Annotated in this window: 13 protein-coding genes; 10 read left to right on the forward strand and 3 right to left on the reverse strand. The window is 63.3% G+C overall.

Going from position 1 to position 13558, the window contains the following annotated elements:
- The first annotated feature begins 133 nt into the window (after positions 1 to 133).
- The 8 genes from PQR42_RS37455 (at position 134) to PQR42_RS37490 (ending at position 8342) form a co-directional block, all read left to right on the forward strand.
- Complete coding sequence (locus tag PQR42_RS37455; RefSeq protein ID WP_408388665.1) at positions 134 to 745, forward strand: lipocalin family protein; 612 nt, start codon at positions 134 to 136, stop codon at positions 743 to 745.
- A gap of 70 nt (positions 746 to 815) precedes the next feature.
- Positions 816 to 1592, forward strand: a complete 777-nt coding sequence (locus PQR42_RS37460; RefSeq protein WP_408211624.1) for a DUF1295 domain-containing protein — start codon at positions 816 to 818, stop codon at positions 1590 to 1592.
- Positions 1593 to 1656: 64 nt separating this feature from the next.
- Complete coding sequence (locus PQR42_RS37465) at positions 1657 to 2784, forward strand: SAM-dependent methyltransferase (protein WP_408388663.1); 1128 nt, start codon at positions 1657 to 1659, stop codon at positions 2782 to 2784.
- Positions 2785 to 3060: 276 nt separating this feature from the next.
- Positions 3061 to 3867 (forward strand): class I SAM-dependent methyltransferase, encoded by an 807-nt coding sequence (locus PQR42_RS37470; protein WP_408388660.1) that lies wholly within the window; start codon positions 3061 to 3063, stop codon positions 3865 to 3867.
- A gap of 184 nt (positions 3868 to 4051) precedes the next feature.
- Entirely contained in the window at positions 4052 to 4651 is a 600-nt protein-coding gene (locus tag PQR42_RS37475; RefSeq protein WP_408211617.1) for a cytochrome b, read from the forward strand.
- Positions 4652 to 4700: 49 nt separating this feature from the next.
- Entirely contained in the window at positions 4701 to 6152 is a 1452-nt protein-coding gene (locus PQR42_RS37480) for a glycosyltransferase family 2 protein (RefSeq protein ID WP_408388658.1), read from the forward strand.
- A 167-nt stretch (positions 6153 to 6319) separates the two neighbouring features.
- On the forward strand, positions 6320 to 7540 hold the full coding sequence (locus tag PQR42_RS37485; RefSeq protein WP_408388656.1) for a Rieske 2Fe-2S domain-containing protein: 1221 nt from the start codon (positions 6320 to 6322) through the stop codon (positions 7538 to 7540).
- Between the two features lie 385 nt (positions 7541 to 7925).
- Positions 7926 to 8342, forward strand: a complete 417-nt coding sequence (locus PQR42_RS37490; protein WP_408388654.1) for a rubredoxin — start codon at positions 7926 to 7928, stop codon at positions 8340 to 8342.
- Positions 8343 to 8383: 41 nt separating this feature from the next.
- Here the strand turns inward: PQR42_RS37490 and PQR42_RS37495 are convergent, their stop codons facing one another.
- A complete protein-coding gene (locus PQR42_RS37495) occupies positions 8384 to 9238 on the reverse strand; it encodes an oxidoreductase (RefSeq protein WP_408388652.1) in 855 nt (284 codons plus the stop codon).
- 174 nt (positions 9239 to 9412) lie between these two features.
- Positions 9413 to 10342 carry a LysR family transcriptional regulator gene (locus PQR42_RS37500; protein ID WP_408388650.1) on the reverse strand — a complete coding sequence of 310 codons (930 nt, stop codon included), beginning with the start codon at positions 10340 to 10342 and terminating at the stop codon, positions 9413 to 9415.
- A gap of 70 nt (positions 10343 to 10412) precedes the next feature.
- On the opposite strand from PQR42_RS37500, the gene lysA reads away from it, so the two are divergent.
- Complete coding sequence (lysA, locus tag PQR42_RS37505; RefSeq protein ID WP_408388648.1) at positions 10413 to 11699, forward strand: diaminopimelate decarboxylase; 1287 nt, start codon at positions 10413 to 10415, stop codon at positions 11697 to 11699.
- A 13-nt stretch (positions 11700 to 11712) separates the two neighbouring features.
- Here the strand turns inward: lysA and PQR42_RS37510 are convergent, their stop codons facing one another.
- Positions 11713 to 12633 (reverse strand): LysR substrate-binding domain-containing protein, encoded by a 921-nt coding sequence (locus tag PQR42_RS37510; protein ID WP_408388646.1) that lies wholly within the window; start codon positions 12631 to 12633, stop codon positions 11713 to 11715.
- Positions 12634 to 12757: 124 nt separating this feature from the next.
- On the opposite strand from PQR42_RS37510, the gene PQR42_RS37515 reads away from it, so the two are divergent.
- A complete protein-coding gene (locus PQR42_RS37515; RefSeq protein WP_408388644.1) occupies positions 12758 to 13525 on the forward strand; it encodes a transporter substrate-binding domain-containing protein in 768 nt (255 codons plus the stop codon).
- Positions 13526 to 13558: the final 33 nt, after the last annotated feature.

Consider the following 13558-nt stretch of genomic DNA (forward strand, 5'->3'; position numbering starts at 1 on the left):
GCCGCAGCGCTTCCATGTTGTCGCAGGTCAGCGTCGTCGGGGAGCAGCCGCGCCGCTTCACGAGCGCCGTACGCATCCAGACGGCCTCGTCGAGCGTAATACGTGTATTGCCGCCACGTTCGAGGCCGTTGCCATGCGCCGAGTTGTCTATGCCACCGCCACCGCTGTTGTTGTTGCGGCGGTTTTGCTGCTATCGCTCGCGGCTTGCTCCAACGACCCGCCCAATCCCAACCCGCGCGCGAGCGAACCGCTCGCCACGGTGCCCGTCGACTTGCCGCGCTATATGGGCCGCTGGTACATCATCGCGAACATTCCGTATTTCGCCGAGCGCGACATGGTGGCGAGCCGCGCGGAATGGAAACTACGCCCGGACGGCAAGATCGACGATTCGTACTACGCCCGCAAGAAGCGTTTCGACGCCGAGGAAAAGCACTACCAGTTTCTCGACACACCCGTGCCCGGCAAAGACGGCGGCGAGTGGCGCGTGCAGCTGTTCTGGCCTATCCGCGTGACGCAACTGACGCTCTACGTCGACCCAGACTATCGGCACACGATTCTGGGCTATCCGGGCAAAAACCTCGGCTGGATTTTTTCGCGTGACCCGGACATGAGCGACGACACGTATCGGGGCTTGCTTGCGCGGCTCGACGCAATGGGCTACGACACGTCGCGTTTCAGACGCGTGCCACAGCGGCCGGATCAGGTGGGCAAGCCGGGCTTCGCCTCGCCGGGCGACAAGGACTAGCGGGCGCTTCGCACGCATCCGATACAACCGTCGCAGCGTATAACCCGCATCGCCGTCGAACGAGGAAACCATGCCGCCACTTGCCGCCGTCGTGATTGCCCTGATCGGACTCGTCGCGATTTTCAGCGCGGTCTGGGCGTGGCAGCTGAAAAGCCAAAACGCCGGCATGGTCGATCCCATCTGGGCGTATTCGCTCGGCTTCGTGGCGGTGCTCTACGCGGTGCTCGGCACCGGCGACCCCGTCGCGCGCGTACTGAGCGCGCTGGGCGGTTTGATCTGGGGCGTGCGGCTCGGCGTGCATCTGTGGAAACGCAACGCCGGCAAGCCGGAAGACGCACGCTATCACCGCTTCCGCGAAGAATGGGGCGACAGGGCGGCAAGCAGGATGTTCTGGTTTTTCCAGTTGCAAGTCGTCATTTCGATGCTGCTGTCCATCGCGTTTCTGGTGCCGTCGTACCGCGCGACTGCGCCGGCCGCCGGATGGATCGTGCTGGCCGTCGTGGTGTGGATCGTCTCCGTGGCCGGCGAAGCGATGGCCGACCGTCAGTTGCAAAACTTCAAGGCCGATCCGGTCAACCGCGACGCCGTGTGCCGCGTCGGCTTGTGGCGTTACTCGCGGCATCCGAATTACTTCTTCGAATGCGTGCATTGGCTCGCGTATATCGCGTTGTCGATCGGCACGCCGTGGGGTTGGTTCACGCTGTTGCCGCCGGTGCTGATGGCGTTTCTGTTGCTGAAGCTCTCCGGCATTCCGCTGCTCGAAGAAAGCATGGCAAAACGGCGTCCCGGTTACGCCGACTACATGCGCACCACCAGCGCGCTGATTCCGTGGCCGCCGCGGCATTGACGACGCAACCCGGGCGCAAGCGCGCCTTCGAACAAGAACAGAAAAACGCCAAGGAGTCAGCCTCATGAGCCTTTCCACCACTGACCACACGATGCCGCCGCCGTCGCCCGCCGAGCCCAGCGACGGCTGGCTCATTCAACGCTGCGAACGCGGCTGGCTGCCGGACGGCGTGATCCGTTTCGGCATGCGTCAGTTGATGCGTCAGCGCCTGCGCGATGAAGCGGTCGACAACGGCGAGTTGCGCGCGCAACGGCTCAACCGTTTGCTCGACGATCTGCGCGCGAGTCCGATCGCCATCGAAACGCAAGCCGCCAACACGCAGCATTACGAGCTGCCGGCGTCTTTCTTCCACGCGCATCTCGGGCCGCATCTGAAGTATTCGTGCTGCCTGTATCCGACCGGCGACGAGACGCTCGCGCAAGCCGAAGCGGCCATGCTCGAACGCTATGCCGAGCGCGCGGAACTCGCCGACGGTCAGCGGATTCTTGATCTCGGCTGCGGCTGGGGTTCGCTGTCGTTATGGCTGGCGGCGCGGTATCGGAATTCGCGCGTCGTCGCGCTATCGAATTCACATGGGCAGCGCGCGTTCATCGAAGCGCGCGCGGCGCAGGCAGGTTTGCACAACCTCTCGGTGGTGACGGGCAACATCGTCGATTTCGAATTCGACGACGCGCAGCTTGGCCACGGTTTCGATCGCGTGGTGTCGATCGAGATGTTCGAGCATATGAAGAACTACGGCTTGCTGCTCGCGAAAATCGCCCGCTGGATGCGCGACGACGCGAAGTTGTTCGTGCATCTCTTCGCACATCGGACGCTGGCCTATCACTTCCAGGTGCAGGACGGCAGTGACTGGATGTCGAAGTACTTTTTCACCGGTGGCACGATGCCGTCGGAGGCGCTGTTGCTCAATTTCCAGGACGACCTGCGCATGGAGCGACAGTGGTGGGTGAGCGGCACGCATTACGAGCGCACGGCGAATCATTGGCTCGCCGCGCTCGATGCGGCGCGCGACCGGGTGATGCCGATGCTGATCGACACCTACGGCGCGCGCGATGCGGCAGTGTGGCTGCAACGATGGCGCATGTTCTATATGGCGGTGGCCGAGCTGTTCGGCTACGCGAATGGGAACGAATGGGGCGTCGGGCATTATCGTTTCGTGAAGCGTCGAACTGCGGTGGGCCGATTCCCTTAAGCGCGAGGCGCGACGCGATGCGCCGGCTGGCTTTCATTGTGTTTTCACACTCGGCTTCCTGCTGAGCGACCGTCTCGCGAGTGCCGCCCTGCGACTTATCGAATCGGCAGGAAACTGCACAGTGATCTGGGCATCAAACCTTGGGTGCACCCCGAGGCAGGGAAACCCTGTCTGATCGAATTGCCTCGCAACAGCGGCGGCAATGAGCCGCAGCAACGACAATGGCGCTCCGTTCGTCGTTTGCCATTGCCCCAACCGACCCGCCTGGAATCGCCAATGACCGCCCCGATCCCCTTCGTGCCCGACCGCTTCAGGACCACCGCCGCGCATTACCTGGCGGGCCGTCCACCGTATTCGCCGCAGTTGATCCGCCGCGTCGCCCAGTCCTGCGAACTCGGCGGCTCGCACCGGCTTCTGGACCTCGGCTGCGGGCCGGGGCAACTGTCACTGGCGTTTTCGTCGTGGGTCGGCTCGGGTCTCGCGCTCGACCCTGAACCGGAAATGCTGCGCGTCGCCGCGAGCCTGGGCGCGGGGATTGCGCCGAACATCGAGTATCGCGAGGGGAGTTCTTATGATCTGTCGCCGGCTTTGGGGCGCTTTCGGCTGGCCGTCATCGGGCGGGCGTTTCACTGGATGGACCGTCCCGACACGCTCGCGCGCCTGGATGCGCTGATCGAACCGGAAGGCGCGGTAGCCCTGTTCTCGACAGCGTTCGCCACCGACGCGCCGATGCCCTGGCTCGCGCCATACCGAGCGCTGCTCGAGGCGTACTCGGAGGGCGACCCGGCGCGCATGCAGCGCAAGGCGGACGGTTGGGAAAGCCACGACGCGGTGCTGGCGAAGTCGCCATTTCCGATGCTCGAACGCGTGTCGATCGTCGAGACGCGGCGGGTCTCGGTCGAATCGCTGGTCACGCGGCCGCTGTCGATGTCGAGTCTGTCGCGCGAACGGCTCGGCGAGCGGCTGGACGAACTGCTGGCGCGTATCCGGCAACTACTGGATGCGCATGCAACCAACGGCTGGCTCGACGAACGGATCGAGTCGACCGCACTGATCGCGCGGCGCGAGGCGGCGCGCGGTTGAGGTGCAACAACGGCCTGCCTGAGCCGGCGCGCGCGAAATAATCCGAAAACATAGAATTAAGCGCCCGGCGGAATAAAGCGGCACACTCGGGCGTTTGCCTATACATCGGCGCCCCTGGATGTGCTAACGCATCGCCGGATTTTCAAACAGCTTTCGCAGCCATGCCGCTGCGGACGGAATAATCATGAACACACACGCCGACTCTTTGACCGATTCGACCGGCACACCAGTGCCGTCGCGCTACACGCGTACTGCCATGGTTCTGCACTGGCTGATCGCGCTGCTGATGATCGGCAACGTGGTGCTCGGCCTGAGCGCGGATTCGTTGCCGGACGACTGGGTGCGCCCGGTGGTCGACACCCACAAGTCGATCGGCATCACGGTGCTCGGTCTCGCGCTCATGCGCATCTTGTGGCGTGTGTCGCACAAGCCGCCGCCGTTGCCGCGCGAGTTTCCATCGTGGGAAAAGATCGCCGCGCACATCGCGCATTTTCTGCTGTATCTGCTGATGATTGCGCTGCCGCTGTCTGGCTGGCTGCACGATTCCGCATGGAAAGACGCGGCGACGCACCCCATGCACCTGTTCAACCTGGTTCCGTGGCCGCGTATCGGCTATGTGATGAATCTCGATCCGGCGCTCAAGGAGACCTTGCACGATCGCTTCGGCGCTTTGCACACGTGGCTTGGCTACGCGCTCTATGCACTGCTGGCGATGCATATCGGCGGCGCGTTGAAGCATCAGTGGATCGATCGCAAGTCGGTTTTGAAGCGCATGGTGCCTTAAGCGCCGCCTCCCCTTATCAACCGCAACATCGACAAACCCGGCAGTCATTTTGAAGAAAACCCTGGAACAGGCTCTCGCTCTCGCTTCGCCGCGCATTGTGCCGCGTCGCACGACACCGTTGAGCACGCTGATTCATCTGAGTGTGGTCGTATTGTGGCTGCTGCTGTTCGCGCGCGCCTTCTTTCTGCAGGGCGCGCTGGCGTGGTCGACGGGTATCGCCTACGTGGTGTACGACACCTTGCTGCTTGCGTTCGTCACGTGGAAAACGCTGCCGTTGATGCGGCGTGCTCCGCCGCTCGAGCCAGACTTCGAACGGCGCAGCCTGCCGAGCATGGGCGTGATCGTCGCGTCGCATAACGAAGCGACAGTGCTGCCGGTAACGATCGCCGCGCTGCTGCGGCAAACGCATGGGCCGGCGCAAATCGTGATTGCCGACGACGGTTCCACCGATTCGACCCGCGAGTTGCTCACTGACCGCTTCGGCCTCACCGCGGCCGTCGACGGCGTGCTGAGCGCGCCGAGCGCGTTGTATCCGAATCTGTTCTGGCTGCGTGTGGCGCACGGCGGCAAGGCCCGCGCGCTGAATGCGGCGATCACCGTGATGACCACGGAAACCGTCATGACGGTCGACGCCGACACGCTTCTCGACGACGACGCCACCTACGCCATGCGCGCCGCTTTCGCGAGCGAACCGAAGCTGGTCGCCGCGGCCGGCATTCTGGTGCCGGTGTGCGGCAAGTCGGTGTCGGGGCGCGTGTTCCAGTGGTTCCAGACCTACGAGTACATGCGCAACTTCATCGCCCGTTTCGCGTGGATGCGTGCGGACAGTCTGCTGCTGATTTCGGGCGCCTTTGCGTCCTTCAAGCGCGACGCGCTGGTCGACGTGGGCGGTTTCGATCCGCAGTGTCTGGTCGAAGACTACGAACTGATTCACCGGCTGCGCCGCTATTCGGTCGACCACGGCCTCGACTGGGACGTGCGCGTGGTCGGCGACGCGCATGCCCACACCGATGCGCCGGACAATCTCGCCAGTTTTCTGCGTCAACGGCGCCGCTGGTTCGCGGGCTTCCTGCAGACGCAGTACTGGAATCGCGACATGACCGGCAATCCGCGCTACGGCACGCTCGGCATGCTGATGCTGCCGGTCAAGGCGATCGACACCATGCAGCCGATCTACGGCCTGACCGCTTTCGCGCTGCTGCTCGCCTTTCTGGTCGGCGGACATGGCGCGATCGTCGTGTCGATCTTCAGTGTGATCGGGATCAAAACGGCGATCGACCTCGCGTTCTATCTGTGGAGCATCCATTTGTACCGGCGCTGGACCGGCGAGCGCACCGGCTCCAGTTTGTGGATGGCGATGCTCGCGGCGGTCGCCGAGCCGTTCACGTTTCAATTGGTGCGGCACGTGGGCGCCGCGCTCGGCTGGCTGCATTTCCTGCGCGGCGGACGGTCGTGGGGCGTGCAGCGCCGCTCGGGGTTGGTGGCGCACGACGAGAGCTGACGCGCCGCCTCGTCGCTTCAAGCAGGCATTGGTTGGGCAGGCGCCGCGGTAGGTGGTTGCACGGTCCCCGAACCCATACGGCGTCGGGTTCTAGTAGACTGGCGACGATGCCGCCCGCAATTTGCAGGGCGGCAACCTTCTATCCGCCCGTGCACGGAGAGCCACCTATGCATGCTGTTCCCCCGCTAGAACAAGACACCGTCGATGCAACCGTCGATGCGTCGCCTGCCCAGGCCGCATCGCAGAAACCCGCTCACACGCCGGGCCAGGCCGCCAACGACGCACCGGTGCGCGATCTGCGCCGCGTCGGTATTCACCCTGACTACTGGTACCCGCTGGCGTGGTCGCACGAGGTGAAGCGGGGCAAGACGCATGGTGTGACGTTCGCGGGCGATCCGATCGTGCTGGCGCGCACGGAGTCCGGCAAGGTGTTCGCGCTGGAGGACCGCTGCGCGCATCGTCAGGTGCCGTTACATCAGGGCGTGGTGGATGGCGAATCGATCCGCTGCGGCTATCACGGCTGGACTTACGACTGCTCGGGCAAATGTATCGACGTGCCGTACCTGGGCCGCGAGCGTCTGCCGAACGGCGTGCGCTCTTATCCGTGCCGCGAAATCGAAGGCCTGATTTTCGTTTTCCCCGGCGATGCCGCGCTGGCTGAGCAACGGCCGCTGCCGGCGTTCGGCTCGGTCTCGGACAAGAAGTACAAGACGCGCCGCTTCGGCCGTCCGGTGAATTGCCACTATTCGTTCATGCACGAGAACCTGATGGACATGAACCATCAGTTTCTGCATCGCAAGCAGATGGGGCAGATGCGGGCGCGTTCGCTCGGCCGGCGGCGCGGCGAGGGCTGGGTCGAAGTCGATTACACGTTCGCGCGCATGGCCGGCCAGCAGCCGATCGGCGAAGCGATCGTGTTCGGCCAGAGCCGTAAAACCGGCGGCGACAATGACAAGGACGTGATGACGATCCGCACCGAGTATCCGTATCAGACGCTGCAGATCCGCACGTCCGAGCAGACGCTGGTGATGGATCTGTGGATCGTCTACGTGCCGCTCGATCGCGAGCAGCGCACCAACCGCACATTCGGGCTGCTGTCGATTCGCAAACCCGGCGTTCCCGGCGTGTTGAATCTCGCGTGGCCGCTGCTGGTGTGGTTCACCGAGCGCATTTTCAAGGAAGACCGCGCGATCGTCGAAGCCGAACAGCGCGCCCACGATTCGCAAGGCGCGGACTGGAATCACGAGGTGTTTCCGGTCATTAACGACCTGCGAGCGTTGCTACGCGAGAACGGCGCGCCGGATCAGGTGGTGGGCGCCGGCACGGGCGACACGGCTGTGATTCGCTTCTGGGATTCGCGTCACGGCAACCCGTTGGCGAAGAGCTGATCTTTCCCCTTCGAGGGGAATTAATCCATCTCCGGACGGTAGGGAATACAGGGCGATCGAGCAGCGATAATGGCAGCTAATGCACGGCGGTTTGCGCTAATCGACATGCGCCGGCCGCGGACCCGTGTACCATTTCGCTTTTTCCGATCTTCAAGAATAGCCCGTGACTACGCAACAAATCCCTACCGCACCCCGTAAATCCCTCACTCTGCTGCAATTGCTGGGCCTCATCGGCGCCGCCGGCCTGATCGCCGCGATCGTGCTGAACCAGTTCGTCTGATCTCCGCGCGAAGTCTCTGCGCGACGCTTCCGACCCATGCCGGCACGCTCCCAAGGAGATTCCTTGCGGGACGCGCTGCCGGCTTCATCGATATTCCGATTTGCCATGTACAAGAAGGGCGTAGCCGTAGAAATCCAGTTTTCCCCTGAGCGGCTCAACGACGGCGCGGGCGATCCCTACTGGATCGATCTGACGCTGGCCGAAGCGCAGCGGTTGCTGGAAAGCCTGCAGGCGCGCCTCGCCGAATCCGGCGTGGGCACAGCCGCGCCGTTGGTGGTGAGCCTCGATGAAACACCGGCGTCGCACGCGGCCGATGCGCCGAGCGCGGCGGTGGAGCTTGCCGCGTCGGCGGATGACTTCAAGCAGTGGGTCTGCGTGATCTGCGGCTGGGTCTACGACGAAGCCGCAGGTTTGCCGGAAGAGGGCATCGCGCCGGGCACGCGCTGGGCGGACGTTCCGGCCGACTGGCGCTGCCCGCTTTGCGACGTGGGCAAGGAAGATTTCGCGTTGGTCGAGTTTTAAGCCCGGCCAACGGACGACGCACAGCGAAAAACTCCCGCGACTCAACCCGCTCCTTCCGGAAAATCCGCGCCCAGCGTGGTGGCTTCCCACGCATCGAAATCGCCGCGCATGAAGTCCAGCTTCTTGCGCGCCAGTTCGAGCGCGGTCTTGCCGAGCAGCAACCGCAGCGGCGGTGTGTCCGACAGCGCGGCGTCGATAATGGCCTGCGCGGCCCGCACCGGGTCGCCCGCCTGCTTGCCGCTGCGCGCTTCCGTCTGCTTGCGGCGCTCGCCGGCCGTGGCCGCATAGTCGTCGATTACCGTGGTCGATTGTTTGATCGACGGACCCGCCCAGTTCGTGCGGAACGGTCCCGGTTCGACGATCAACACGTCGATGCCGAGCGGCTTCACCTCCGTCGCCAGCGATTCGGATAGACCTTCCACCGCGTATTTGGTGGCGTGGTAATAGCCGGTCGCCGCGAAACTCGTGATACCGCCGATCGACGACACATTGACGATCAAGCCGCTGTGCTGCGCACGCATGATCGGCAAGACCGCCTTCGTGATGTCGACCAGGCCGAACACGTTGGTTTCGAACATGGCGCGGACTTCGTCGTCCTCGCCTTCCTCGATCGCCGCCAGATAACCATAACCCGCGTTGTTGACGAGCGCGTCGATGCGGCCGAAACGCTGCTTCGCTTGCGTCACCACCTCGTCGATCTGCTTGGGGTTCGTCACGTCGAGTGGCAGAACCAGTGCGCGATCGCCGTGGGCTTCGGCGATATCTTTCACTTTCGACGCGTCGCGTGCGGTCACCACCGCTCGCCAGCCGCGCTCCAGCACCAGCTTCGCCAACTCGCGGCCGAAGCCGGTGGAACAACCTGTGATCAGCCAGACGGGATTGTCTCGATTCATCATTTGGGAAACTCCTGTTGATGGTCTACGACATGTGAAAACTCATGCGGCGCGAAGGCGCCGTGCGTCGTTCGCGTTCGCAATCGGTGTGTTGCTGTGTTTAGCTTGAAGCGTGCCCGGACTTTTTCGGTGGATGTCGGCTGTTGTTCGCGCACGTTGATCTGCGAACCGAAGCCGTTATTGCTGCTTGCGTCCGGTGTGGACTTTCAATTGTAGCCGCAGTGCCGCGACTTCGCTTTGCAGCGCTCTGACGAACGCAGCGGCGAGCGGATGGCTCGGACGATGCTCCGGCTGAATCACACTCACGCGAAACGGCAACGACACGGCAAGCGGCCGGATATGCAGATGGCGGCCCGCGAAATCGAGGGCTGTCAGCGGATTGACGATCGCGAGACCAAGCCCTTGCCGCACGAAGCTGCACACGGAGACCGCGGTAGGCGTCTCGACAATCTGGCGGCGCGCGATTCCCGCCAGCGCGAAGGCCTCGTCGATCTGAATCCGATATGGATCGTTCGACGACAGGCTGATGAAAGGCTGATTGGCGAAATCCTTCAATGCGATCACTCGCTTGCTGAGCAACGGATGCTCGTCGGGCAGCACGCACACTTCATCCACCTCAAGCAACGGCGTCAGACGCGTGCCCGCCGGCGGCGCGCCGTGTTCGGTCAGGCCGAGGTCGTAACGCTGCGCGGTCAGCCATTCCTCGAGAAACGGCGACTCCTGCGTCGCGATCGACAAACTGGCGCCCGGTTGCGCGTCGTGAAAGCGCTTCGCCGCGCCCGGCAAGATCGAATGCGAAAACGCGGGCAACGCGATGACGGCAAGCTGGCCGCCCTGGAATTCGCGCAGGCTCGCGGCGGTGGACGCCACGCGTTCGAGCCCGACATACGCGCGCTTGATCTCGTCGAACAAGGTGAGCGCGGACAAGGTGGGACGCAGCCGGCCATTCGTGCGTTCGAACAGGGCGAAACCAATGCTCTGCTCCATGCGCGCGAGTTCGCGGCTTACCGTGGGCTGCGAGGTGAACAGCATCTCGGCCGCTTTGGTGACGCTGCCCGCGGTCATCAACGCGCGGAAGACTTCGATATGCCGATGCGTAAGCGCCATGATGGGTATATCAGGAGTGAATGGACGTGCCAACAATTGCTATTTTACTGAATGGCACGTTTTCAGCATCATGTCGATCACACCAACGCTTCGACATCGAGAGACGGGAACCGTGACGCCATTCAATCCGCAACAACTCGTCGAACTCGCCCACGAGCACGGCACGCCGCTGTGGGTCTACGACGCTGACACAATCCGCAGACGCATCGCCGAATTGCGCAGCTTCGACGTGATTCGCTATGCGCAGAAGGCGTGTTCGAACCTCCATATCCTCAAACTGATGCGCGATGAAGAGGTGATGGTCGACGCGGTCTCGTTGGGCGAAATCAAACGCAGTCTCGCGGCAGGCTTCACGCCTGATGGCGACCCCGAGGGCGTCGTGTTCACCGCGGATCTGATCGATCATGCGACGCTCGCCACCGTGATCGAGCATCGCATCACGGTCAATGCGGGCTCGCTCGATATGCTCGAGCGGATAGGACGGCATGCGCCCGAAGGTCATCGCGTGTGGCTGCGGATCAATCCGGGGTTCGGTCACGGGCACAGCAACAAGACCAACACGGGCGGCGAGCATAGCAAGCACGGCATCTGGCTCGACGATGTGCCGCAAGCGGTCGAGCTGGTCCGGCGTTATCGCCTGAAGTTGGTCGGGCTGCACATGCATATCGGCTCGGGCGTCGACTATGGGCATCTGTCGCGCGTCTGCGATGCGATGGTCGAAGCCGTGAAGGGCTTGGGCCATGATATCGAAGCGATTTCCGCGGGCGGTGGTTTGTCGGTGCCGTATCGCGAAGGCGAGCCCGATATCGACGTCGCGCATTACTTCCGGCTTTGGGACGCGGCGCGCCGGCAGATCGAAGCGCATGTCGGGCATCGCGTGAGGCTGGAAATCGAACCGGGGCGCTTTCTGGTCGCGCAATCGGGCGTGCTCGTCGCGGAAGTTCACGCGTTGAATCGACGGCCCGCGCAGCAGTTTGCTTTGGTCGATGCCGGATTTAACGATCTCGTACGGCCGTCGTTTTACGGCAGTCATCACGAGATGACGGTGTTGAAAGGCGATGGCTCGCCGAGCGAAGCGCCGGTCGATTCGTTCGCGGTGGCCGGGCCGCTGTGTGAAGCTGGCGATGTATTCACGCAAGCTGAAGGCGGCGTCGTTTTGAGCCGTTCAATGAACAAGCCCGAAGTGGGCGACTTCATTGTGTTTCACGATGCAGGTGCGTACGGCTCGTCGATGTCCTCGAACTACAACAGCCGGCCGCTTGCGCCCGAGGTGTTGCTGGAGCATGGCAAACCGCGACTGATCCGCCGGCGCCAAACTATCGACGAATTGCTCGCGCTCGAAGAAGCGTCCGCCTGATTTCAGCGCCGCTTCAACGCGCCCGCACCGTGCGCGTGTACGAAGCGATCATCGTCGCGAGTTCCTGCGCGGCGGGCGTGAGCGGAATGGCCGCGCGCTGCAGCAGACAAACGTTCTGTTCGACCGCGCGCTCGCGCACCGGAATAGCGGTAAGCGTGCTCGCAAACGGCCCGCGCTTCACCACGATCGACGCTTCCAGCGACAGGCAATCCGTCGCGCCCACCAGATGTAGCGTCTCGTACAACCCTTCCACGGTTGCAACGATTTTCGGCGGCGGCAGGCCGTGACTCTCGAACAGATGGTTCAGGCGGTTGATTTGCGGATCGTCCGTGAGATTCGGCGAGCGCGTGGCGACCCACGTGCAATCGACCAGTTCGGCCAGCGAGGTCGCACCGGCTTTCGGATGCCCCTGGCGGCAGACGATCACCGGATCGGACGGATACAGCGGCACTACCGAAAGATCGGCCGTATCCGTGTGCTTCGACACCAGCGCAACCGCGAAATCCAGCGTGCCTTCGCGAATCCACGAAATCATCATGCGCGAGGTGCCGGTGCGCAGATGCACCGCGACCCGCTCGAAGCGCGTGCGAAATTCCATCAGCACCGGCGCGAACGCGTCGATCAGCGGCTCGGTAGTCATGCCGAAGGTGACCTCGCCGACGTAGTCGCCGCGCAGTTGCTGCACTTCCTGCTCGGCGCGTTCGCATTCGCCGATGATCGCACCGGCGCGCTGCAACAGCCGCTGGCCGAGCGCGGTCAGCGCAATGCCGCGATTCGTGCGGGTGAACAGGGTCGCACCCAGCATCGATTCGAGGTTCTGCAACTGCTGCGTGATGCCGCTCTGCGCAATGCCGAGCGCTCGCGAGGCCGCGCGGATGCTGCCATGCTCGGCCACCGCGGTGAACGCGCGGAGCTGGGAGATCGTCAACGCCATGAGGGAATCGCCAGTTCAGTGATCGGTAAAAGTGATCATGATAGTCCGAATGGGACTTCTTTGAGGCACGGACGCGGCATAGGATAGCTCGGTCGTCATCCGCCCACCCACACTCCGTGCTCCCATGAAAATTCCGCTGATGATCTTGAGCGCCGCGCTGGCTTTCAGCACTGGCGCATTCGCCGCCGAGCCCACCACGCTGCGCCTCGGTATCGACCCGAGCTATCCGCCGATGGACGCCAAGGCGCCCGACGGCAGCTTCAAAGGTTTCGACGTCGATCTCGGCAACGAAATCTGCAAGCGTATCCACGCGCGCTGCCAGTGGGTGGAGCTCGAATTTTCGGGGATGATTCCGGCGCTGCAGGCGCGCAAGATCGACGCGATCCTTTCATCGATGGCGATCACGGAGAAGCGCGAGCAACAGATTCTGTTTTCGTCGAAACTCTTCCAGTTCAAATCGAGGCTGATCGCGCGGCAAGGTTCGGCGCTCGCGGGCGGAACGAATGCATTGGCCGGCAAGCAGATCGGCGTGCAGTCGGGCACGCAGTTCGAAGGCTATGCGCTGAAGAACTGGGCGCCGCTCGGCGCGCATGTGGTGGCGTACAAGAGTCAGGAAGAAGTGTTCGCCGACTTGCAGAACGGACGTCTGGATGGCGCATTGCTCGGCTCTGTGGAAGCGGACATCGGTTTCTTGCGCACGCCGGCGGGCAAGGGCTTTGCGTTTGTCGGCGAACCGCTTTCGATGGGCGACCGCGGCGTGGGCATCGGCTTGCGCAAGGATGAGACCGCGGTGCAGGCCTCCATCAACGCGGCGATCGCCTCGATGCTCAAGGACGGCACGTACGCGCAGATCGCGAAGAAGTACTTCGACTTCGATCCGTACGGCAATTGATTTTCCGACTTCTCTTCTACAGACTCTCCCGCT

Source organism: Paraburkholderia sediminicola (assembly GCF_046027355.1).
Lineage (GTDB): Bacteria > Pseudomonadota > Gammaproteobacteria > Burkholderiales > Burkholderiaceae > Paraburkholderia > Paraburkholderia sediminicola_B.

Excerpts from the sequence above, each read along its gene's own strand:
- PQR42_RS37455 (WP_408388665.1), top strand. The coding sequence starts at position 134 with ATGCGCCGAGTTGTCTATGCCACCGCCACCGCTGTTGTTGTTGCGGCG.
- PQR42_RS37460 (WP_408211624.1), top strand. The coding sequence starts at position 816 with ATGCCGCCACTTGCCGCCGTCGTGATTGCCCTGATCGGACTCGTCGCG.
- PQR42_RS37465 (WP_408388663.1), top strand. The coding sequence starts at position 1,657 with ATGAGCCTTTCCACCACTGACCACACGATGCCGCCGCCGTCGCCCGCC.
- PQR42_RS37470 (WP_408388660.1), top strand. The coding sequence starts at position 3,061 with ATGACCGCCCCGATCCCCTTCGTGCCCGACCGCTTCAGGACCACCGCC.
- PQR42_RS37475 (WP_408211617.1), top strand. The coding sequence starts at position 4,052 with ATGAACACACACGCCGACTCTTTGACCGATTCGACCGGCACACCAGTG.
- PQR42_RS37485 (WP_408388656.1), top strand. The coding sequence starts at position 6,320 with ATGCATGCTGTTCCCCCGCTAGAACAAGACACCGTCGATGCAACCGTC.
- PQR42_RS37490 (WP_408388654.1), top strand. The coding sequence starts at position 7,926 with ATGTACAAGAAGGGCGTAGCCGTAGAAATCCAGTTTTCCCCTGAGCGG.
- PQR42_RS37495 (WP_408388652.1), bottom strand. The coding sequence starts at position 9,238 with ATGATGAATCGAGACAATCCCGTCTGGCTGATCACAGGTTGTTCCACC.
- PQR42_RS37500 (WP_408388650.1), bottom strand. The coding sequence starts at position 10,342 with ATGGCGCTTACGCATCGGCATATCGAAGTCTTCCGCGCGTTGATGACC.
- lysA (WP_408388648.1), top strand. The coding sequence starts at position 10,413 with ATGTCGATCACACCAACGCTTCGACATCGAGAGACGGGAACCGTGACG.
- PQR42_RS37510 (WP_408388646.1), bottom strand. The coding sequence starts at position 12,633 with ATGGCGTTGACGATCTCCCAGCTCCGCGCGTTCACCGCGGTGGCCGAG.
- PQR42_RS37515 (WP_408388644.1), top strand. The coding sequence starts at position 12,758 with ATGAAAATTCCGCTGATGATCTTGAGCGCCGCGCTGGCTTTCAGCACT.